This is a genomic window from Oceaniglobus sp. K40-3, assembly GCF_055808395.1.
Genome location: NZ_JBVVRW010000004.1, coordinates 464,421 through 484,011, shown reverse-complemented (window position 1 = coordinate 484,011; position 19,591 = coordinate 464,421). Strand labels below are relative to the sequence as shown.

Below are 19,591 nucleotides of genomic sequence, written 5' to 3'. Positions count from 1 at the left end.
GGGAACCACTTGCGCGATGGCTGGTGGTGCGCTCTACACACCCGTGAAACGCACCTCTGAAAGGCCCCGATCATGCGTGATCTGTTGTTCGCCCCGCCACCCCTGAACACCCTGCCTGTCCATGGCGAAACCGGGGCCTATCCTGTTGGCCGCATTTTCTGTGTCGGGCGCAATTATGCCGCCCATGCCGCCGAAATGGGCAACACGGTGGACCGCGAGGCGCCGTGGTATTTCACCAAATCGTCGCAATCCATGTGTGCCAGTGGCGCCACGGTGCCCTATCCCCCCGGCACGTCGAATTTTCACTACGAGATGGAAATGGTCATTGCCATCGGTGCGGCAGTGTTTCGCGCTGACAAGGCGGCGGCGCAAAGCGCGGTTTATGGATACGGCTGCGGGTTGGACATGACCCGGCGGGATCGCCAGCAAGACGGCAAGGATCATCGCCGCCCCTGGGATCTGGGCAAGGATGTGGAAAATTCCGCCGTTCTGGGGCCATTGACCCGGGTGGGGGATGCCGGACCACTGGCCGAGAAACGGATTCACCTGTCGGTGAACGGTGAGATCCGCCAGGATGCGGTGCTGGGCGATATGGTCTGGTCGGTTGCGGAAATCGTCGGCCACCTTTCGGGCTATTATCACCTGCGCCCCGGCGATTTGATCATGACGGGAACACCCGCCGGGGTGGGGCCGGTTGTGGCGGGCGATCGGATTACCGGGGGGATTGACGGGTTGGGTGACATCGCGCTGACGCTTGGGCCGGCCGAATAGGCGCGACCACAAAACAGGGTGACATCCGCTGGCCCATGTGCATGACATCGCGTATCGGATTTGACCATAGGGAGAATATCCAGATGATGACCAACAGACGCCGATTTCTGGGGGCCATGGGCGGTTTGGCCCTTGCCGGGATCACCGCAACCGGGGCCTTTGCGCAGGATGTGACCCTGAAACTGCACCAATTCCTGCCCGCGCAGGCGAATGTGCCCAAGCTGGTTCTGGATGTCTGGGCCGATAATGTTGAAAAGGCGTCGGACGGGCGGATCAGGATTGATCGCTTTCCCTCGATGCAGTTGGGCGGCACCCCGCCGGGCCTGATGGATCAGGCGATTGACGGCGTGGCCGATGTGATCTGGACCGTGGTTGGCTATACCCCCGGGCGGTTTCCCAGCACCGAAGTGTTTGAATTGCCGTTTTTTGTCAGCGATGCGCGCGCTGCCTCCTATGCCTTTTGGAAGATGTACGCCGAACACATGCAGGAGGAATTCAAGGCGGTTCATATCCTTGGCGCATGGGTGCATGGCCCCGGCGTGATTCATTCCAGTGACCCGATCCTGACCCCCGCCGATATGAACGGCATGAAAATCCGTGGTGCATCGCGGCAGGTGAACGCGCTGCTGGAAACTCTGGGCGCCACCCCGGTGGGCCTGCCCGTTCCCGCGATCCCCGAGGCGCTGTCAAAGGGGGTGATCGACGGCACAACAATCCCGTGGGAGGTAACTGAATCGCTCAAGATTTCGGAACTGGTCGATTATCACACCGAATTCACCGGCCCGATGCTGTACACGGCGACCTTTGTTCTGGCGATGAACAAGGATGTTTATGACGGCCTGCCGGACGATCTGAGACAGGTGATCGACGATAATTCCGGGCTTGACCTGTCGGTCATTGCGGGCGGCGTGATGCAGGACATGGATGCCCCCGCGCGCCAGATTGCCCTTGATGCGGGCAATGAGATCGACACGCTGGACGCGGCGCAATCCGCAGTTTGGGCCAAAGCGGCACAGCCGGTTTATGATGCATGGCTGGCCGATATGGATAAAAAAGGCATTGATGGCCAGGCGTTGATCGACGAGGCCAAGGCGCTGATGGCAGAATATTCCGCCGCGCATCAATAACGGCGGCCTGGGGGGCATCATGCACGGGTTTTTCCGGGCTCTGTCGCGGGGTATGGCCTGTCTTGGCGGGGTGATGTTAAGCGGGCTGATCCTGCTGACCTGTGTGTCGGTGCTGGGGCGCGCCCTGAACGGCGCGCTGCACAGTGACGCCATGCAGGGGGCCATTCCGGGGCTGGCGGCGTGGCTGCTGGGCCTTGGTATTGGTCCGGTGCAGGGCGATTTCGAACTGATCGAGGCGGGTGTCGCCTTTTCGATCTTTGCCTTTCTGCCCTATTGCCAGATCACCGGGGGCCATGCCGCCGTTGATATTTTCACCGCCCGCTGGCCTGCGCGCCGGGATCGGTGGCGCCAGATGCTGACCGATATCCTGTTTGCCGCCGTGCTGATCCTGATCGCGGTGCAGCTTGGCGCCGGAATGTTCAGCAAGATGCGCAGCGGGCAGACGACGTTCCTGTTGGAATTTCCCCTGTGGTGGGCTTATGCGCTCAGCCTGACCGGGGCGGGTGTTGCGGCGCTGGTGGCCGCTTACATCGCCCTTGCCCGGATCGCTGAGGTGATCAAGGGCCGCGCCTTGTTGCCCGCCGAAGATGGCGCGCCATCGTGAGCGATCTGGCCATCGGTCTGTTGTCGTTTCCCGGATTGCTGGTGCTGATCTTTTTGCGGGTGCCGATCGGGCTGGCGATGTTCGTGACCGGGTTGGTCGGGCTGGTTCTGGTGACCGGGGGAGCCGGGCTGCCCCTTGCGCGGCTGAAATCCGAAACCTTCACGACATTTTCCAGCTATTCCCTGTCGATCATCCCGATGTTCCTGCTCATGGGGCATTTCGCCACCCTTGGGGGCATGTCGCAGGCCCTGTTCAAGGCGGCAGAGGCATGGTTGGGCCACCGGCGGGGCGGGGTGGCCATGGCGGCGGTGGGGGCCTGCGCCGGGTTCGGCGCGATCTGCGGATCGTCCCTGGCGACAGCCGCCACCATGGGGCGTGTCGCCCTGCCTGAATTGCGCCGCTATGGCTATGCCGGGGGATTTTCCACCGCGACACTGGCGGCGGGGGGGACATTGGGCATCTTGATTCCGCCCTCGGTGGTTCTGGTGATCTATGCCATCCTGACCGAACAAAACATCGCCAAGCTGTTTCTGGCTGCTGTCGTTCCGGGCATTCTGGCGGCACTTGGGTATTTCATCGTGATTTCGCTCTATGTGCGGTTCAATCCCGGCGCGGCAGGCACCCGGGCGCGAATGCCTTATGGCGCGCGGTTTCGCGCATTGCTCGCGGTCTGGCCGGTGCTGGTGGTGTTCGCGCTGGTGGTCGGCGGAATCTATCTGGGCTGGTTCACCCCGACCGAAGGGGCGGCGGTGGGCGCCCTTGGGACCGGGGTGATTGCATGGGTGAATGGCGGGTTGAACCGCGCCAGTCTGGGCGAAAGTTTTCTGGTCACGGCGAAATCCACCGCGATGATCTTTTTCATCGTGTTGGGAGCGGCGTTTTACAACGGGTTTCTGGCGCTGACCCAGGTGCCCCAGGAAATGGCACAGTGGGTCGTGGCCCAGGGGTTCAGCCCGGTTCTGGTGCTGCTGGTGATCCTGCTGTTTTATCTGGTGCTGGGGTGTCTGATGGACAGCCTGTCGATGATCCTGCTGACGATCCCGATCTTTTGGCCGGTGATGCAGGGGCTGGATTTCGGCATGGTGAACATGGCCGATCTGCACGCCGCCCGCGCGACCGAGGCTTTGGCAAAGGGTGCGCAACTGGCCCCTGACATGCTGCATTCGGTGCAGAACGCGCTGGCGCAGGGGGTTGAGCTGAGCCGCGATCAACTGCGCGCGCTGGACATCCGGGGGGTAAGCCGGGGTGCGCTGGCGCGGATCAACGGCGAACAGGTGGCGATCTGGTTTGGCATTCTGGTGCTGATCGTGGTCGAAGTGGGGTTGATCACGCCGCCGGTGGGGATGAACCTGTTCATCATCAATTCCATGGACCGCGAGACGCCGATGGGCGAAACCTATCGCGCGGTGCTGTTTTTCGTGCTGTCTGATCTGGTGCGCGTGGCGCTGTTGGTGGCCTGTCCGGCCATCACCCTGATGTTTATTCCCTGGTAGGAGAGGCAAGATGCAGATCGACGGACAAGTGGCCCTGATCTCGGGCGGTGCCAGCGGGCTGGGTGCGGCGACGGCGCGCTATCTGGCGGCACGGGGCGCGCGGGTCGTTATTCTTGACCGCGACGGCGACGGGGCCATGACTGCGGCGGCGGATTTTGGCGGGCAGGGGGTGCAATGTGACATCACCGATGCCGCACAGGCCCAGGACGTGATCGGTGCCTTGCCCGAGGCCCCCCGGATCGTGGTGAATTGTGCAGGCATCGCCGATGCCGCGCGGATTGTCGGGCGCGACGGGGCCACCTCGGTGCCGTTGTTCCGCCGGGTGATCGAGGTGAACCTGATCGGCAGTTACACAATCATGTCGTTCGCCGCCCAACGGATGATGGCGTTGAAACCGCTGAACACGGGTGAGAGGGGCGTGATCGTCAACACCTCATCGGCGGCGTTCGAGGATGGGCAGGTGGGGCAATCGGCCTATGCGGCATCGAAGGGGGCCATCGCCGCCATGTGCCTGCCCGCCGCGCGCGAATTTGCCCGCGCGGGCATCCGGGTGATGGCGGTGGCGCCGGGGCTGTTTCAAACCCCGATGATGGCGGCCCTGCCCGCCGAAGTGACGGATAAGATCACCGCAAACATCCCCTTTCCCGCCCGGTTGGGCGATCCGGGGGAATTTGCCCAGATGGTCGGGGATATTGTCGCCAACCCCTATCTGAACGGCACCGTGATCCGGCTTGACGGGGCGGTGCGGCTGCCCCCGCGCTGAGCGCGCAGGCACATTGTCACGCGGGTTTTTCGGCTGCGATCCAATCATGGATGCGGTCGATGGTGCGGCTCATGCGGCTGACGATCTGTTCCACGTCATCGCCCGTCACGATCAGCGGCGGGCACAGGGCCAGCGTGTCACCCAAGGGGCGGGTGATCAGGCCCTCTTCCTGCGCGAAAGCGGCGGCTTTCTGGCCCACCTTGCTGCCCGGTTCAAAGGGGCGGCGGCTGGCCTTGTCGGCGACCAGTTCAACGGCGGCGATCATGCCTTCGCCGCGCACTTCGCCCACATGATCATGGTCGGCCAGTTTGCGCAGCCCGGTCTGAAAGCCTTTGGTCTGGCGTGCGGCATTGCCGACCAGATCACGTTCTTTGATGATCGCGAGGTTTTCCAGCGCCACGGCGCTGGCCACCGGATGGCCCGACGCGGTGTACCCATGGCCAAAGGTGCCGATACTGTGGCTGTTGTCGGCCACGGGGCCATAGATTTCTTCGGAAAACAGCACAGCGGCCAGCGGCATGTAAGACGAGGTGAGCTGTTTGCTCAGCGTCATGATGTCGGGGGTGAACCCGTAATGTTCACAGCCAAAGGTGCTGCCCAACCGGCCAAAACCACAGATCACCTCATCGGCCACCAGCAGGATGTCGTATTTGCGGCACAGGGCCTCGATCCCTTGCCAGTATCCCGCAGGCGGGGGCATTACGCCGCCTGCCGCCATCAGGGGTTCACCGATAAAGGCGGCGATGGTGTCTGGGTCTTCGCGCAGGATCACCTCTTCTGCCTCGGCAATCAACCGGGCACAAAAGGCGGCTTCGTCCTCGCCCGGTGCACCAAAGCGGTAATGATGCGGGCAGGTCAGGTGATGCACCGGAATTGCGGGCAGATCGAAATCGCGGTGGTTGCCCGGCAGGCCGGTCAGCGACCCCGAGGCAACGGTGATGCCGTGATATCCTTTGAGGCGCGACAGGAATTTCTTCTTCTTCGGGCGGCCCAAGGCATTGTTCATGTACCAGACGAGTTTGATCACCGTATCGTTCGCCTCGGACCCGGACGAGGTGAAAAAACTGCGCGTCAGATTGGCCGGGGTCATATCGACCAGGGTTTGCGACAGGCGGATCGCCGGTTCGTGGCTTTTATGGGCGAAGGTGTGATAATAAGGCAGCTTTTCCATCTGCGCATTGGCGGCGGCGCGCAAGCGATCTTCGCCATATCCGACGGCGACCGACCACAGACCGGCAAGTCCGTCGATATATTCGCGTCCTTCCGTATCCCACATGCGGATGCCCGTGGCGCGGTCCATGATGACGGGGCCCTGGGCCTCGTGGGTGCGGGCGTCGGTATAGGGGTGCAGCATCGTGGTGACATCACTGTGATGCAGCGAGTTTGGCTTGGTGTTCATCATTGGCTCCGGGGCGTAGACTCAGGCAGATTGCCAGCCGACCATGAAGGTCGAAAGGTTGCGCGACAAGTGGTCTGACAGATAGCCGCCTTCCTGCACGATCACGCTGGGCAGGTTTGCGCGCGCAATGAGGCGCGCGGCTGTGGCGAATGTCGGGGTGGTGACGGCAAGGCCGCGGAAAGGATCGGCCTCGTGCGCATCCAGCCCAAGGGACAGAACCAGCGCGCCGGGGTTGAAGGCGGCAATCCGGGCAAGGGCGGTTTCGATGGCGGCGCACCACGGGGCATCGCCGCTGTCGCGGGGCAGGGGGATGTTCAGGTTGGCGCCGTCCCCCGCGCCTGCGCCGGTTTCATCGGTATAGCCGGTGAAGAACGGGTAATAGCTGCTGGTTTCGGCATGGATCGAAACGGTCAGAATATCGCCCAGGTCCCAGAATATGCCTTGGGTTCCGTTGCCGTGGTGCACGTCGATATCCAGAATGGCGACACGATCATGATGGCGGCGCAGATATTGCGCGGCAATGGCGGCGTTGTTCAACAGACAATGGCCCCCCGCCACCTCGGCCAGGGCATGGTGCCCGGGCGGGCGGCACAGGGCATAGGCTGCGTTTTCGCCCCGTGCCACGGCATCGGCGGCGGCCAGGGCGGTGTCGGCGGCGCGGCGCGCGGCGGTCCATGATTGCGGGCCAAGGGGGCAGGCGGCATCGGCCATATGCCACCCGGCCCGCCCGACGATTCCGGTGGGATATTGGCGCACCGGTCCGGCGGGGTGGACGTTGGCCACAACCTCTGGTCCCTGGTCGGGCAGGGCTTGCCATTCAGCGTGGGCGGTGGCGAGGAAATGCAGATAGCGTTCGGAATGCACCGCGCCAAGGGCCGCATCGGGGAAATGCCCCGGTTCTTCGGTGGTTAGCCCCGCATCGGCCAATCCGGCACAAAGCAGTTCGGCCCGCCGTGGCAGTTCCTTGTTCGTGGCCATCTGACCGCGCACCAGATAGAACCGCGGATCATGGCCTGTGGTTTCGGGGGCGTAAAAACATCTCATGCCGCATCCCCCTGTTCGGCGGCAATGGCGCGGTCCAGCATCAGGCGAAACATCTTGGCCCCCGCATCAAGGCCAAGGTCGATGGCCGGGACGCGCGGATTTTTCATGCCCTTATGCACGGCCTCCAACACGGTGCGGTCTTCCTCAAACGCCATCCGCGCGCCTGCGTTCATCTTCTCGGAAATCGCCCGGTCCGTTGGGTCGGTGTTGCGGTGCTGGAACCAGAAATAACGGGTGCGGTCGGCGTTGATCGGGGTCATGAAATTATAGGATATATTCACGTAAGTGTCGGCCACGTGCGGCGCATCCGGCCCGCCCGTTCCCGCAGGGGTGTAAACCGATTTGTTCAATGCAATCCCCGGCAGGCACATCTCGTAATGCTGCAACCGGTCGCATGGCCCATCGAACCGCACCAGCCCGGCGTAATAGGGCGAAGGCGGTTTGCCATAGATCCAGCGCGACACGATCACGCCGCGCTCGGTGCGTGCCACATCAAGGGGTTCGCCGTCAGTGCCCGCCCCCGCAAAGGATGTGACATGCACCCAGGCCACATGGCTGGGATCAAGCAGATTGTCGCAGACCCACAGATAGTTGCACTCAATATCCAGAACCCCGCCATCGGTGCAGCCCCATGTGGGATCATCGTAATTTTCAATGGGGAAAATCAGATCGGGATCGGCCAGCGCCGGATCACCCATCCAGATCCACAGCAGCCGATACCGATCAACCACCGGATAGGAATGCACCACGGCGCGGCGCGGAATTGCACCCGGCTGGGTGGGCGCGGCCACGCAACTGCCTGAACAATCAAAGGTCAGCCCGTGATAACCGCATTCAACCGTATCACCGATCAGCTTGCCCTGGGACAGGGGCAGCTTGCGGTGGGGGCAGGCATCTTCCAATGCGACGGGCGCGCCATCATTGCGGCGATAAAACAGGATGTTTTCGCCCAGCAGGGTTTCGGCTTTCAGATCGCGGGTGAAATCCTTGCTCCAGCCCGCCACATACCAGCAGTTTTTCAGAAACATCGCGCGCTCCTTTATTTGGGTTGGCCCGAGTCTGATCCGCCGCCGGGGGATTTTCCAGCCCCAAACGGGTTATGACTGTCATTAGCGTGACTAATGGCGTCGGGCAGCGGGGGTTGGATTTCCACTTCGTTGCGCAGCCAGGCGATGAACATTTTTATCTTTGGCACCTCCTGCGCGCGGCTGGGACAGACCAGCCAATAGGACAGGGGCGAAGGCGCCGTTTGGTCAAACGGGCGCACCAGCCGCCCGTCACACAGGGCATCAATCACCAGAGGTTCGCGCCCCAGCGCCACGCCCAGCCCTTCGATTGCGCCCTGAATCACCATGTTGGATTGCCCGAACCGGCGCGCCGGCAGGCGGGATGTCAGATGCACGCCGCATTCGCGCGCCCAATAATCCCATGTGGGTTGCGAGCCGCCAAAATCCCCCAGAACATCATGCAACAGGGTGTTTTGGGCCAGAAAGCTTTCAATATCGCGCACCGGGCGGCGGGCCAGAAGGCTGGGACAGCAGACGGGGAACAGCCTTTCCTGCATCAATCGTTCGACGTGCAGGCCGGGGAAATGGCCAAACCCGTACCTTATGGCAATATCGGCGTCCGAGCCGGAAAACGGCGCGGTGCCGGCATCGGTGTTGATGGAAATGGCAATGTCGGGATGATTCAGATCAAACCGCAAAAGCCGGGGAAACAGCCAGGTAAAGGCAAAGCCGGGCAGGCAGCTGATGACGATGGTGTTGTCGGCGCGGCGCCGGTCGCGCAGATCGGCACAGACCTCGGAAATCCGCCCCAACCCTTCGGAAATGGCCCGCGCCAGTTGATCGCCCTCGCGGGTGGGCAGGGATTGGCGCGCCCCCGGGTCAGCAATTCCTGACCCAGCCATTCCTCAAGGGATTTCACATGCTGGCTGACCGCGCTTTGGCTGACGCCCAATTCGTCGGCGGCGGGGCTGAACCCGCGGTGGCGCACCACCGCCTCGAATGCGCGCAGGGCGCTGAAGGGCAGGTTGAGGATCATATTAGACACCCTAATGGCCTACATTAAGCCTTTCAAATGGTATTCGCGCCCGCGACCCCGCACCATAAGGGAATGACCCACCCCATTGTCAGCAACGCCCCCCAGAGTGGCGCCCTTAACCTGTTGGTGAATTGTGCCAAGGCGCGGCCGGGGCAGGCCTTGCTGATTCTGCGTGAATCGCCTGATTTCGGGTATTATGAACCGGGGCTTGCCGAATGTATTGCCGGGGTGGCCCGCGATATGGGCATGGCTGTCACCCTGCACGACGTCGGGTTTTCGCCCGAAGCACCCGAGCTGACCCCGGACATTCAGGCCAGAATGGCACAGGCCGATATTACCCTGTTTCTGGCCCGGCTTGGCGATCAGTTGCGCTTTTGCGACATGCCCCATGAACGCGTCGTGGTCTGTTTCGCCATCAGCGAAGGCTGCCTTGGGTCGGCGTTTGGCACTGCCGATTATCGCGCCTTCACAGGGTTAAAGGATCTGGTCAACGACCATATGGCCAAGGCCCGGTTGGTGCGCGTGACCTGCGCCGCCGGGACCGATTTTTCGGGCCGCCCTGATATGGGTGATATGGCCGACACGTCTGTTTTGCGGTTTCCGGTGTCGGTCTTTGCCCCCGTGCCGGCGGGCGAATTTTCCGGTCGCGTTGCCTTGCCCCGGTTTCTGGCGGGCACGGGGTCGCGATATTATGATGATTACACGGTGCGGTTTCAGGGGCCGGTTCTGGCCCGGTTCCGCGCCGGGCGCCTGACCGGGTTTGAGGGCGGCGCGCAGGATGTGGCACGGGCCAACCGGCATTATGATGATGTGGCGCGGCGCTATGGGATTGACCGGAATCTGATTCATTCCTGGCACGCGGGCATTCACCCCGGCTGTGGCTTTGTCTGGAACGCCTCTGATCACATGGAACGCTGGAGCGGCATGGCGTTCGGCAACCCCCGCATCCTGCATCTGCACACTTGCGGGGATGCAGCACCGGGGGAAATCAGCATCAATGTGATTGATCCCACGGTTGAGATTGATGGCGTAAGGGTGTGGGAAAACGGCGTGTTCCACCCCGAGCGGCTAAGTGGCGGCGCGGCGATCCTGCATCAGGCACCCGAGGTGGGCGAATTGTTCGCCAACCCGGATCGGCGGATCGGGCTTGCCCCTGTCAAGGCCGCCGTTCCAGCCGCCTGAACAGCATCGACAGGGTGAAACAGATCACGAAATAAAACCCGGCGGTGGTGATCCATGCCTCGAATATCAGTCGGGTCGAGGCGACCAGTTCAACGGTCTTGTAAGTCAGTTCCTGCACCGAAATCAGCGAGATGATCGAGCTGTCCTTGATCAGGGTGATGAATTGGTTGGCCATGGGCGGCACCACTTTTTTGAACGCCTGCGGCAGCACGATAAAGCGCATTTCCTGCCATCGGCCCATGCCGATGCTGCGCGCCGCTTCGCGCTGACCCTTGGGGATGGATTGAATCCCGGCGCGCACGATTTCGCCCACAAAGGCGGATTCGAACAGGGCCAGAACGATCACCCCGGCCACGACCGAGGGAAACTGCCGCATATCGCCAAAGAAGAACTCCCAGATCCCGGCGTTGTCACCGCGCGCGATTTCCCGTGCCCAGCGGTTGAGATTCAGCGCGTCGATCAACTGTTGACTGAGAAAGAAAAAGAAGATGAACACGATGACCACGGGCGGGATATTGCGCAGCAGTTCCAGATAGGTGCGCGCCAGCATCCGCATGGTCAGGTTTTCGGCGGTGCGGGCAATGCCCAGAAGCGTGCCGAAAATCAGAGCAAGGACCGAGGCGTAAATGCTGATGCGGATCGTATTGATCAGCCCTTGCAGCAACAGGTTGGCAAACCATGTGTCGGTATCGCTGCGATAGCGCAGGATATAATTCGGGATCAGGTCCCACCGCCAGTTATAGTTCAGCTTGCCCCCGACCGTCACGGCAATATAGCCGAAGAACCCGGCCAGAACGGCCAGGATCAGGTAATCGGCCCATTTCAGGCGGCGGAAAAACGGGGGCAAGCTGGCGAATCCTTACTGGCTGACCTGATCGGCCCATTCGTCGCCTTTGAACCAGTAATCATTGCGCTGTTTCAACCAACCGCTGGCGGTGCGTACCTGAATCCAGTTGTTGAAAAAGTTAAGCGCGTCGATGTCACCCTTGCGCAGGGCAAACCCTTCGCCGGTGGCCAGAAAGGTTTGATCGAAAGGCACGTTCACGATGCCGGGGTGCGCCCGGGCGTCGGTGCTGGGGGTGGGTTCGGCGCCCATGGTGGCGTGGGCATTGCCGTTCAGCACCTCCTGGGTGGCGGCGCCGTCTTCGTCAAATTGCAGCAGCTTTGCCTTGGGGAACAACTGTGCGATCACGGAGGAAGGGGTGCCGCCGCGGCGTGCGGCAAAGGTCACATCGGGGCTGTTGTAATCCTCAAGCGTGAAACCCTTGGTCATGGCGGTATTGGCCAGGATCGTCAGCCCTGAATAGGCATAGGGCGTGGTGAAGTTGACGGTCAGGTTGCGCTGGGGCGTGATCGACATGCCGGAAATGATGACATCGAAATTGCCGGCGACAAGCGCGGGAATGATGCCATCCCACGAGGTGGGCACAAATTCGGCATCCACGCCCATATCTTCGGCCAGAGCGCGGCCCACGTCCAGTTCGAACCCGATCAGTTCGCCGTTCAGATCGCGCATGGCCCAGGGCACAAAGACCGAAAGACCGATGCGGATCACGCCGTCTTCCTTGATTTTTTCGATCACGGATTCGCTGCTGAGGCTTTGCGTGGCGGTCTGCGCCGAAGCGGCGATGCTGGTGGCGGCCAATGCGGCAAAGGCCAGGCCGAGAGTGCGGCGGGTCAGTGACATGATGAAGGCTCCTTGGGGTTGATTATTGATTGGCAGCAAGACGTTTCTCAAGATGCGATACGCCGATGGACAGGATCAGCGTGACCACCAGATATACGGCGGCCACGGTAAACCAGATTTCAAAACTCATGAAGGTGTCGGAAATGATATTGCGACCGACCGTGGTGAGTTCGGCCACTGCGATCACGCTGACGATGGCGCTGGATTTGATCAGTTGCACCATTTCGCCCGTCAGCGGGGGCAACATGAACCGCACGGATTGGGGCAGGATGATCCAGCGATAGGCCTGCGCGCGGCTCATCCCGATGCTGTCGGCGGCCTCCCACTGGCCCTTGGCGACGGCATTGATCCCGGCGCGGAAGATTTCCGAAATCAAGGCGCCGTGAAAAACGGCGAGGGTCAGGATCGAGGCCGTCCAGCGATTCAGCCCGAAAATCGGCCCGAGGACGTAATAAAACAGATAGAGCAGCACCAGCAGGGGAATATTGCGGATCAATTCCAGAAATCCGACCGCCACCGCGCCACCCACAACGAGCCCCGACAGCCGCAACAATGCCACCAACAACCCGATGACCATGGCCAACAGAAACGCCGTGCCCGACAACACCAGCGTGGTGACAAGCCCGACCATGATTTCGCCCCACTGAAACCCGTTATCCGTATAGGTAAACAGGTATTTCGGCACCTGATACCATTGCCAGTTATAGCCCATCTGCTGTGCCCCCACATAGGACGACCAGACGATCACCCCCATGATTGCAAGGTAAAGCGCAACGGAAACGGACCGTGTGTTCATCACGCGGCCCAGGGTCATGGGGCGGTTGGGGCGCACGCCTTAATGCTCCAGTATCTGATCAAGGAACAGGCGGGCGCGGGCGGATTCGGGGTTGGTGAAAAAGGTGTCGGGCGGCGCGGTTTCCACGATCCGCCCCTGTTCCATGAACACCATCGTATCGGCGACCTTGCGGGCAAACCCCATTTCGTGGGTCACGACAACCATTGTCATGCCCGATTGCGCCAGTTCGACCATGACATCCAGAACCTCACCGATCATTTCGGGGTCAAGGGCCGATGTGGGTTCATCAAACAGCATCACCCGGGGTTCCATGCACAGGGACCGGGCAATCGCGACACGTTGCTGTTGCCCGCCCGAAAGCTGCGCGGGTTTCTTGTCGGCCTGTTCGGGAATATGCACCCGCTCCAGATATTTGCGCGCGGTCGCCTCGGCCTCGGTGCGGGATTGTTTGCGCACTTTCATCGGGCCGATGGTCAGGTTTTCAAGGACGGTGAGGTGGGGAAACAGGTTGAACTGCTGAAACACCATCCCGACGTGCTGTCGCATTTCGCGCATCTTGGGCGAGCCTTCGAACAGATCGACACCTTCGACGCGCAACCGCCCGCCATCATGATTTTCAAGCCCGTTGAAACAACGGATCAGCGTTGATTTTCCCGACCCGGACGGCCCGCAGACGACAACCCGTTCGCCCTGGTGAACGCTCAGGCTTACATCGTCCAGCGCCTTGAAACTATCAAAGAATTTGTCGATATGTTCCGCCTGTATGATCGGTTCTGCTGGCATGTCGTGCTTTCACCGTTGCGCTTGCCGGTTTATCATAGGGCGTTTTTTGCGACTGCACAGGGCGATTTGCCCATTGGCAGCCAGACCAACGCAAAATTGTGCAATGGTGTTTTCGCCCGGCCCATGATCGGATGCGCCAAAATCAGGAGGAACCCCCATGGCCGCATGGATCAGAATGATCCCCGACGCAGAGGCGGAAGCCGATCTGCGCGACACCCTCGATCTGGCGCGCACGCCCCATGGTACGGTCGATAACGTGATGCGGGTGCATTCCCTGCGCCCCAACACGATGGTGGGCCATGTCAAACTGTATCGGGCCTGCCTGCATGACGGGGCCAACACCCTGCCCACATGGCTGCAAGAGGTCATCAGCTCTTACGTGTCGGTGCTGAACGATTGCCCCTATTCCTATGCCAACCACTGGGCCAACGCGGCCCATCTGATCGGTGATCCGGCGCGCGCGGCGGCGGTCGAAGTGGCGCTGAAGGCACGGCGCCCGGGCGATGTGTTTGACGGGGGCGAATTGGCGCTGCTGATCTATGCGCAGAAACTGACCCTGCAACCGGGACAGATGGTGCAGGGCGATGTAGAGGCCCTGCGCGCTGCGGGTCTGGACGACGGAGAAATTCTTGAGGCCAACCAGATCATCGGATACTTCAACTATGTCAACCGCTTGCTTAACGGTCTGGGTGTAACCACCGATGGCGATGTCGTCGGATATTACGCCAAATCTGAATAATATAACGATAGGAACCCTCTCATGGCTCTTCGCCCTCTCGGGATCGACCCCGGCCTTTGTCTGATCGCCAACCGCTGGGTGGCGCCCGGTTCGGGGGATACACTCGATCTGCGCAACCCATCCGATGGCAGCACCCTTTGCGCCATCGCGCGCGGGCAGGGGGCCGATATTGACGCAGCGGTTGGCGCGGCAGAGGCCGCGTTGCAGGGCGAATGGGGCCGCATGACCGCGTTTGAGCGGGGGCGCATTCTGCACCGGATCGGCGTTCTCGTGCTGGAACAGACCGAGGCGCTGGCCGAGCTTGAGGCGCTGGATGTGGGCAAGCCCCTGAAACAGGCCCGGGCCGATGTTATCGCCTTGGCGCGCTATATGGAGTTTTACGCCGGGGCGGCGGACAAGGTGCAGGGGGCCACGATCCCTTATCTTGACGGATATACGGTTTACACCCTGCGCGAACCCCATGGTGTGACCGGCCATATCATCCCGTGGAATTACCCGATGCAGATCATCGGGCGTTCGGTCGGGGCCGCGCTGGCCATGGGCAACGCTGCCGTTCTGAAACCGGCAGAAGAGGCATGCCTGACGGCGCTGGCCTTTGGCGAATTGGCGCGCCGTGCCGGGTTGCCCGATGGCGCGTTGAACATCGTGCCGGGCCTGGGGGCCGAGGCGGGCGCGGCGCTGGCCGCGCATCCCGGGGTGCGCCACATTTCCTTTACCGGCTCGGTCGCTGTGGGCAAACGGATTCAGGCGGCGGCGGCGGAAAACGTGGTGCCGGTGACCTTGGAACTGGGCGGCAAATCCCCGCAACTGGTGTTTGAGGATGCCGATATCGACGCGGCCCTGCCGTTTCTGGTGAATTCCGGCATTCAGAACGCGGGCCAGACCTGTTCCGCCGCCTCGCGCATTCTGGTGCATCACAGCCGGTTTGACGAGGTGGTCAGCGGCATGGCCGCGCGCTATCGCGATCTGCGGGCCGGGCCTGCCATGGCCGATCTTGAGGTGGGGCCGCTGGTGTCGCAGCGCCAGAAACAGATCGTCGAGGGGTTCCTGGCGCAGGGGGCCGACCTGACCATTGCGGCGCAGGGGGCCATTCACGCCGATGCGCCGGGGGGCGCCTATGTGGTGCCGACGCTGTTTACCGGTGCCGCGCCCGATCACGCCTTGGCGCAGGATGAAGTGTTCGGCCCGGTGCAGGTGGTGATCCCTTTCGCGGACGAGGCGGAAGCGGTGCAGATCGCCAATGGCACGGCCTTTGGTCTGGTTGCTTCGGTCTGGTCGCAAAACGGGGCGCGGCAGATGCGGCTGGCCAGGGCGCTGCGCGCGGGGCAGGTGTTTTTGAACAATTATGGCGCGGGGGGCGGCGTTGAACTGCCCTTTGGCGGCACCGGCCTGTCGGGTCATGGCCGTGAAAAAGGGTTCGAGGCGCTTTACGGGTTCTCGTCACTCAAGACTGTCGCGGCGCTGCACGGGTGATACATTCGATAGCGGACTAACGCCCCCGCCCCGTCATGCGATGCAAGGCTGCCGGGTGGACGACGGGTGGCTTGTGTGCATAATCAATATTTTACATGCGTTAAAATAATAGCGCCAGTTGCGCAGAATTGACACGGGGCCATCCGTGCCGTGTTGTGCGGGGCAAGTGGAGGGGCGGGAAATATGAAGAAGCCAAAGATTAAAACCATGGAGGCGCTGTCCGAGGCGATCGGCGTGTCGCGCCCCACGCTGTCGCGTTATTTTCAAAGCCCGGACAGCGTGCGCGGGTCGACCTCGAAAAAGATCCAGCTTGGGCTTGAGCGGGTGGAATATGTGCCGAATTTTTTCGCCACCCGAATGAATCGCAAAACCACCGGGATCATCGGCGTTATCATCCCATATCTGAACGATCTCTTTTTTACCAAGCTGCTGGAATCAATCGAAATGGCGGCGATGGAGGCCGGGTTTACCGTCATCACCCAATGTTCCCATTCCGATCCGATGATCGAGGCGCGCGCCATCGAAACGCTTATGTCGATGAGCGTTGATGGCGCGTTGGTCGTACCTCTTGGCAATCAAAGCGACCTTGAAGCTCATCGGAAACTGCAAGATCGTCTGCCTTTTGTGATCGTCGATTCACGGCCGGTGACGATGTATGACGTTGATTTTGTCGGAACAAACCATGAGCAAAGCACTGGAATAATTACAGAATATCTGTGTCGTGTTGGCGCGCCGCCCATCTTTCTTGCCATGCCCCGGGTTAATTTCAACGCGGTCGAGCGCGAGAATGCCTATATGTCGCGGTTGCGCGCCCTGGGGCATGAACCCACCGTTATCGGGACGGACCTGATCGAGGATCTTTGGCATTTCGAAGCCCATGGCGAAGCGGTGCTGAGCGATTATTTTTCCCGGGGGCAATATACGGACAGGTCGATTCTCTGTGCAAATGACCGGGTAGCCATCGGCGCATTGCGTGCTGCGTCGCGGCATGGATTGGTTCCGGGGCGCGGGCCAAAGGGCGGATTGCGGATCGCGGGGCACGACGATTACCCCCTGTGCCCCTATACCTGCCCCGCGTTGACAACCGTGGCGCAGGATCTGGATGTCATTGGAAAGGCGTCGGTTTTGCGGTTGGTTGATATTATTGGCCGGGGTGGAAACGCCGGGTCGCCGGTTGTCAGACTTGTCGATGGTGTTTTGAAACTGCGGGAATCTGCCTGATCCCGAAACAAGGAAAAATGCAGGGCTGAAAATTTTTTGTTGACGCGCGATAAGTTTCTCGCCTAATCTTTACACACGTAAAATTGGGAGGAGACATTATGACCATGACCCGCGCTCTGCTGAGCACTGCGGTTGGCCTTGGCCTTTCGGCTGGCATCGCATCCGCTGTGGCGGCTGAAGAAATCACCATTGCGACCGTGAACAACGGCGACATGATCCGCATGCAAAAGCTGGCCCCCGCATGGGAAAAGGCGACCGGCAACACGATCGAATGGGTTGTTCTGGAAGAAAACACCCTGCGCCAGCGCGTCACCACGGATATTGCCACCAAGGGTGGCCAGTATGACGTGATGACCATCGGCACCTATGAGGTTCCGATCTGGGGCAAGCAGGGGTGGCTGACATCGCTGAACGATCTGCCTGCTGCATGGGACAAGGACGATATCCTGCCCGCCATTGCTGGCGGTCTGACTGTTGACGGCGAACTTTACGCAGCACCGTTTTATGGCGAAAGCTCGATGGTGATGTATCGCAAGGATCTGATGGAAAAGGCCGGCATGGAAATGCCCGAGGCCCCCACATGGGATTTCATCCGCAAAGCCGCTTCCGCAATGACCGACAAAGACGGCGAAATCTATGGCATCTGCCTGCGCGGCAAGGCCGGCTGGGGTGAAAACATGGCGTTTCTGACCGCCATGAACAACAGCTTTGGCGGCAAATGGTTCGATATGGACTGGAACGCCCAGTTTGACGGCGAAGCCTGGAAAGACACCCTGACGTTCTACATCGAAATGATGAACGAATCCGGCCCTCCGGGTGCATCCAGCAACGGGTTCAACGAAAACCTGACCCTGTTCCAGACCGGCAAATGTGGCATGTGGATCGACGCGACCGTTGCGGCATCCTTCGTGACCAACCCCGACGACAGCCAGGTTGCAGATCAGGTTGGTTTCGCGCTGGCACCCGACAAGGGGCTGGGCAAGCGGGGCAACTGGCTCTGGGCATGGTCGCTGGCGGTTCCGGCAAGCACGGACACCCCTGACGCGGCCAAGGATTTTGTCGCCTGGGCAACCTCCAAGGAATACACCGCGATGGTTGCCGAAAAGGAAGGCTGGCCCAACGTCCCCCGGGAACGCGCACATCGCTGTATGAAAACCCGGAATATGCCAAGGTGCCCTTTGCGAAAATGACGCTGGACAGCATCAATTCGGCTGATCCGACCAACCCGTCGGTTGATCCGGTTCCCTATACCGGCGTTCAGTTTGTCGCGATCCCCGAGTTTCAGGGCATTGCCACCGCCGTCGGGCAACAGTTCTCGGCCGCGCTGGCCGGAACGACCAGCATCGACGATGCCCTGGCCAATGCACAGGCATTGACCACATCGGAAATGGAGGACGCGGGTTACCTCGACTGACCGCGCCTGCATTCAGAGTGGGGCCGATGGCCTTCCGGTTGGCCCCACTCGTTTTTTCCATTGTACCTTGAACCTTGCGTGGCACCCGGCGGGTAATGCCCTGCGGTTCGACGTAACCCGGTGACAACGAACAGTGCAGACCGCCAGTATGGCGTGGGTCTGCCGGGGGAGAACACGATGTCAACTCAGCATTCCCGATCCGCAGCCAAGATGATGATCGCGCCCGCGACATTTCTCTTGCTTGCCTGGATGCTCGTGCCGCTTTGCATGACGCTTTATTATTCGTTCCGGCGCTACAAGCTTCTGACGCCTGACCGGCAAGGCTGGGTCGGGTTCCGGAACTACGAAAACTTCCTGACAAACCCGGCGTTTACCAGTGCGCTGATCAACACCCTCGTTCTGGTGCTGGGGGTTCTTATCATCACCGTGGTGCTGGGTATCCTGCTGGCGATGTTGCTGGATCAACCGTTCTGGGGGCAGGGGATTGTGCGTATCCTTGTGATTGCGCCGTTCTTTGTGATGCCCACGGTTTCGGCGCTGGTCTGGAAAAACATGTTCATGAACCCGGTGAACGGATTGTTCGCCTACGCCGCCAAGGCGGTGGGGTTGCAGCCCTATGATTTCCTGTCCCAGGCGCCGCTGGCGTCGATCATCGGGATTGTAAGCTGGCAATGGTTGCCCTTTGCCACGCTGATCCTGCTGACGGCCATTCAATCGCTGGACAGTGAACAGATGGAAGCGGCAGAAATGGATGGGGCAAGCCCGCTCAGCCGGTTCTGGTTCATCACCTTGCCGCATCTTAGCCGGGCAATCACGGTTGTGATCCTGATCCAGACGATTTTCCTGCTGTCGATCTTTGCCGAAATCCTTGTGACCACCAATGGTGGCCCGGGTACGGCCAGCACGAACCTGACCTATCTCGTCTATGCCGAAAGCCTGTTGAACTATGACGTGGGCGAAGGCTCCGCCGGTGGCGTTGTCGCCATCATCCTTGCAAACATTGTTGCGATCTTCCTGATGCGGGCGATCGGCAAGAACCTGGACGCTTAGAT

At 61.0% G+C, this 19,591-nt stretch carries 18 protein-coding genes and 2 pseudogenes; 11 read left to right on the top strand and 9 right to left on the bottom strand.

Translation table 11 applies throughout. From position 1 onward, the window contains the following. Positions 1–72 precede the first annotated feature (72 nt). The 5 genes from AC0L7P_RS21750 (at position 73) to AC0L7P_RS21730 (ending at position 4,758) form a co-directional block, all read left to right on the top strand. Positions 73–771, top strand: a complete 699-nt coding sequence (locus tag AC0L7P_RS21750) for a fumarylacetoacetate hydrolase family protein (protein WP_473436198.1) — start codon at positions 73–75, stop codon at positions 769–771. Positions 772–857: 86 nt separating this feature from the next. Next, a complete protein-coding gene (locus tag AC0L7P_RS21745; RefSeq protein ID WP_473436242.1) occupies positions 858–1,898 on the top strand; it encodes a TRAP transporter substrate-binding protein in 1,041 nt (346 codons plus the stop codon). 19 nt (positions 1,899–1,917) lie between these two features. Further along, a complete protein-coding gene (locus tag AC0L7P_RS21740; RefSeq protein ID WP_473436197.1) occupies positions 1,918–2,502 on the top strand; it encodes a TRAP transporter small permease in 585 nt (194 codons plus the stop codon). Further along, positions 2,499–3,995 (top strand): TRAP transporter large permease, encoded by a 1,497-nt coding sequence (locus AC0L7P_RS21735; RefSeq protein WP_473436196.1) that lies wholly within the window; start codon positions 2,499–2,501, stop codon positions 3,993–3,995. The genes AC0L7P_RS21740 and AC0L7P_RS21735 overlap by 4 nt, the downstream gene beginning before the upstream one ends. Positions 3,996–4,005: 10 nt before the next feature. Then, positions 4,006–4,758, top strand: coding sequence for an SDR family NAD(P)-dependent oxidoreductase (locus AC0L7P_RS21730; RefSeq protein ID WP_473436195.1), 753 nt, complete (start codon positions 4,006–4,008; stop codon positions 4,756–4,758). Between the two features lie 16 nt (positions 4,759–4,774). Here the strand turns inward: AC0L7P_RS21730 and AC0L7P_RS21725 are convergent, their stop codons facing one another. The 5 genes and pseudogenes from AC0L7P_RS21725 to AC0L7P_RS21705 all read right to left on the bottom strand — a co-directional run. Then, entirely contained in the window at positions 4,775–6,160 is a 1,386-nt protein-coding gene (locus AC0L7P_RS21725; protein WP_473436194.1) for an aspartate aminotransferase family protein, read from the bottom strand. 18 nt (positions 6,161–6,178) lie between these two features. After that, positions 6,179–7,201: a histone deacetylase family protein gene (locus AC0L7P_RS21720; RefSeq protein ID WP_473436193.1), complete on the bottom strand. Its 1,023-nt coding sequence runs from the start codon at positions 7,199–7,201 to the stop codon at positions 6,179–6,181. Then, positions 7,198–8,229 (bottom strand): aromatic ring-hydroxylating dioxygenase subunit alpha, encoded by a 1,032-nt coding sequence (locus AC0L7P_RS21715; protein WP_473436192.1) that lies wholly within the window; start codon positions 8,227–8,229, stop codon positions 7,198–7,200. The genes AC0L7P_RS21720 and AC0L7P_RS21715 overlap by 4 nt, the downstream gene beginning before the upstream one ends. An 11-nt stretch (positions 8,230–8,240) precedes the next feature. Further along, positions 8,241–9,110, bottom strand: coding sequence for a LysR substrate-binding domain-containing protein (locus tag AC0L7P_RS21710; protein WP_473436191.1), 870 nt, complete (start codon positions 9,108–9,110; stop codon positions 8,241–8,243). A gap of 26 nt (positions 9,111–9,136) precedes the next feature. Next, positions 9,137–9,244: pseudogene (locus AC0L7P_RS21705) on the bottom strand (LysR family transcriptional regulator); the annotation flags it as partial. Positions 9,245–9,316: 72 nt separating this feature from the next. Here AC0L7P_RS21705 and AC0L7P_RS21700 point away from each other — a divergent pair. Then, positions 9,317–10,426, top strand: a complete 1,110-nt coding sequence (locus AC0L7P_RS21700) for a hypothetical protein (RefSeq protein WP_473436190.1) — start codon at positions 9,317–9,319, stop codon at positions 10,424–10,426. On the opposite strand, the gene AC0L7P_RS21695 is transcribed toward AC0L7P_RS21700, so the two are convergent. Genes AC0L7P_RS21695 through AC0L7P_RS21680 form a run of 4 tightly spaced genes read right to left on the bottom strand, consistent with a single transcriptional unit; the run spans position 10,401 to position 13,692 of the window. After that, positions 10,401–11,273 (bottom strand): amino acid ABC transporter permease, encoded by an 873-nt coding sequence (locus AC0L7P_RS21695; protein ID WP_473436189.1) that lies wholly within the window; start codon positions 11,271–11,273, stop codon positions 10,401–10,403. The two genes, AC0L7P_RS21700 and AC0L7P_RS21695, sit on opposite strands and share 26 nt — an antisense overlap. Positions 11,274–11,285: 12 nt before the next feature. Then, positions 11,286–12,113 (bottom strand): transporter substrate-binding domain-containing protein, encoded by an 828-nt coding sequence (locus tag AC0L7P_RS21690; RefSeq protein ID WP_473436188.1) that lies wholly within the window; start codon positions 12,111–12,113, stop codon positions 11,286–11,288. Between the two features lie 22 nt (positions 12,114–12,135). Continuing rightward, the gene (locus AC0L7P_RS21685; RefSeq protein WP_473436187.1) at positions 12,136–12,909 is read right to left on the bottom strand and encodes an amino acid ABC transporter permease; all 774 of its coding nucleotides are present in this window, start codon (positions 12,907–12,909) and stop codon (positions 12,136–12,138) included. 39 nt (positions 12,910–12,948) lie between these two features. Then, entirely contained in the window at positions 12,949–13,692 is a 744-nt protein-coding gene (locus AC0L7P_RS21680; RefSeq protein WP_473436186.1) for an amino acid ABC transporter ATP-binding protein, read from the bottom strand. Between the two features lie 157 nt (positions 13,693–13,849). Here AC0L7P_RS21680 and AC0L7P_RS21675 point away from each other — a divergent pair, with 157 nt between their 5' ends. The 5 genes and pseudogenes from AC0L7P_RS21675 (at position 13,850) to AC0L7P_RS21655 (ending at position 19,589) form a co-directional block, all read left to right on the top strand. Then, positions 13,850–14,431, top strand: a complete 582-nt coding sequence (locus AC0L7P_RS21675) for a carboxymuconolactone decarboxylase family protein (protein ID WP_473436185.1) — start codon at positions 13,850–13,852, stop codon at positions 14,429–14,431. Between the two features lie 21 nt (positions 14,432–14,452). Further along, the gene (locus tag AC0L7P_RS21670) at positions 14,453–15,904 is read left to right on the top strand and encodes an aldehyde dehydrogenase family protein (RefSeq protein ID WP_473436184.1); all 1,452 of its coding nucleotides are present in this window, start codon (positions 14,453–14,455) and stop codon (positions 15,902–15,904) included. 183 nt (positions 15,905–16,087) lie between these two features. Then, positions 16,088–17,125: a LacI family DNA-binding transcriptional regulator gene (locus AC0L7P_RS21665; RefSeq protein ID WP_473436183.1), complete on the top strand. Its 1,038-nt coding sequence runs from the start codon at positions 16,088–16,090 to the stop codon at positions 17,123–17,125. Between the two features lie 98 nt (positions 17,126–17,223). After that, positions 17,224–18,539: pseudogene (locus AC0L7P_RS21660) on the top strand (ABC transporter substrate-binding protein). 177 nt (positions 18,540–18,716) lie between these two features. Next, positions 18,717–19,589: a carbohydrate ABC transporter permease gene (locus AC0L7P_RS21655; RefSeq protein ID WP_473436182.1), complete on the top strand. Its 873-nt coding sequence runs from the start codon at positions 18,717–18,719 to the stop codon at positions 19,587–19,589. Positions 19,590–19,591 lie beyond the last annotated feature (2 nt).

Bases quoted from the DNA above. Each gene is read 5' to 3' on its own strand.
- AC0L7P_RS21750 (WP_473436198.1), top strand. From the start codon at position 73: ATGCGTGATCTGTTGTTCGCCCCGCCACCCCTGAACACCCTGCCTGTC.
- AC0L7P_RS21745 (WP_473436242.1), top strand. From the start codon at position 858: ATGACCAACAGACGCCGATTTCTGGGGGCCATGGGCGGTTTGGCCCTT.
- AC0L7P_RS21740 (WP_473436197.1), top strand. From the start codon at position 1,918: ATGCACGGGTTTTTCCGGGCTCTGTCGCGGGGTATGGCCTGTCTTGGC.
- AC0L7P_RS21730 (WP_473436195.1), top strand. From the start codon at position 4,006: ATGCAGATCGACGGACAAGTGGCCCTGATCTCGGGCGGTGCCAGCGGG.
- AC0L7P_RS21725 (WP_473436194.1), bottom strand. From the start codon at position 6,160: ATGATGAACACCAAGCCAAACTCGCTGCATCACAGTGATGTCACCACG.
- AC0L7P_RS21720 (WP_473436193.1), bottom strand. From the start codon at position 7,201: ATGAGATGTTTTTACGCCCCCGAAACCACAGGCCATGATCCGCGGTTC.
- AC0L7P_RS21715 (WP_473436192.1), bottom strand. From the start codon at position 8,229: ATGTTTCTGAAAAACTGCTGGTATGTGGCGGGCTGGAGCAAGGATTTC.
- AC0L7P_RS21710 (WP_473436191.1), bottom strand. From the start codon at position 9,110: ATGGCTGGGTCAGGAATTGCTGACCCGGGGGCGCGCCAATCCCTGCCC.
- AC0L7P_RS21700 (WP_473436190.1), top strand. From the start codon at position 9,317: ATGACCCACCCCATTGTCAGCAACGCCCCCCAGAGTGGCGCCCTTAAC.
- AC0L7P_RS21690 (WP_473436188.1), bottom strand. From the start codon at position 12,113: ATGTCACTGACCCGCCGCACTCTCGGCCTGGCCTTTGCCGCATTGGCC.
- AC0L7P_RS21685 (WP_473436187.1), bottom strand. From the start codon at position 12,909: ATGAACACACGGTCCGTTTCCGTTGCGCTTTACCTTGCAATCATGGGG.
- AC0L7P_RS21680 (WP_473436186.1), bottom strand. From the start codon at position 13,692: ATGCCAGCAGAACCGATCATACAGGCGGAACATATCGACAAATTCTTT.
- AC0L7P_RS21675 (WP_473436185.1), top strand. From the start codon at position 13,850: ATGGCCGCATGGATCAGAATGATCCCCGACGCAGAGGCGGAAGCCGAT.
- AC0L7P_RS21670 (WP_473436184.1), top strand. From the start codon at position 14,453: ATGGCTCTTCGCCCTCTCGGGATCGACCCCGGCCTTTGTCTGATCGCC.
- AC0L7P_RS21665 (WP_473436183.1), top strand. From the start codon at position 16,088: ATGAAGAAGCCAAAGATTAAAACCATGGAGGCGCTGTCCGAGGCGATC.
- AC0L7P_RS21655 (WP_473436182.1), top strand. From the start codon at position 18,717: ATGTCAACTCAGCATTCCCGATCCGCAGCCAAGATGATGATCGCGCCC.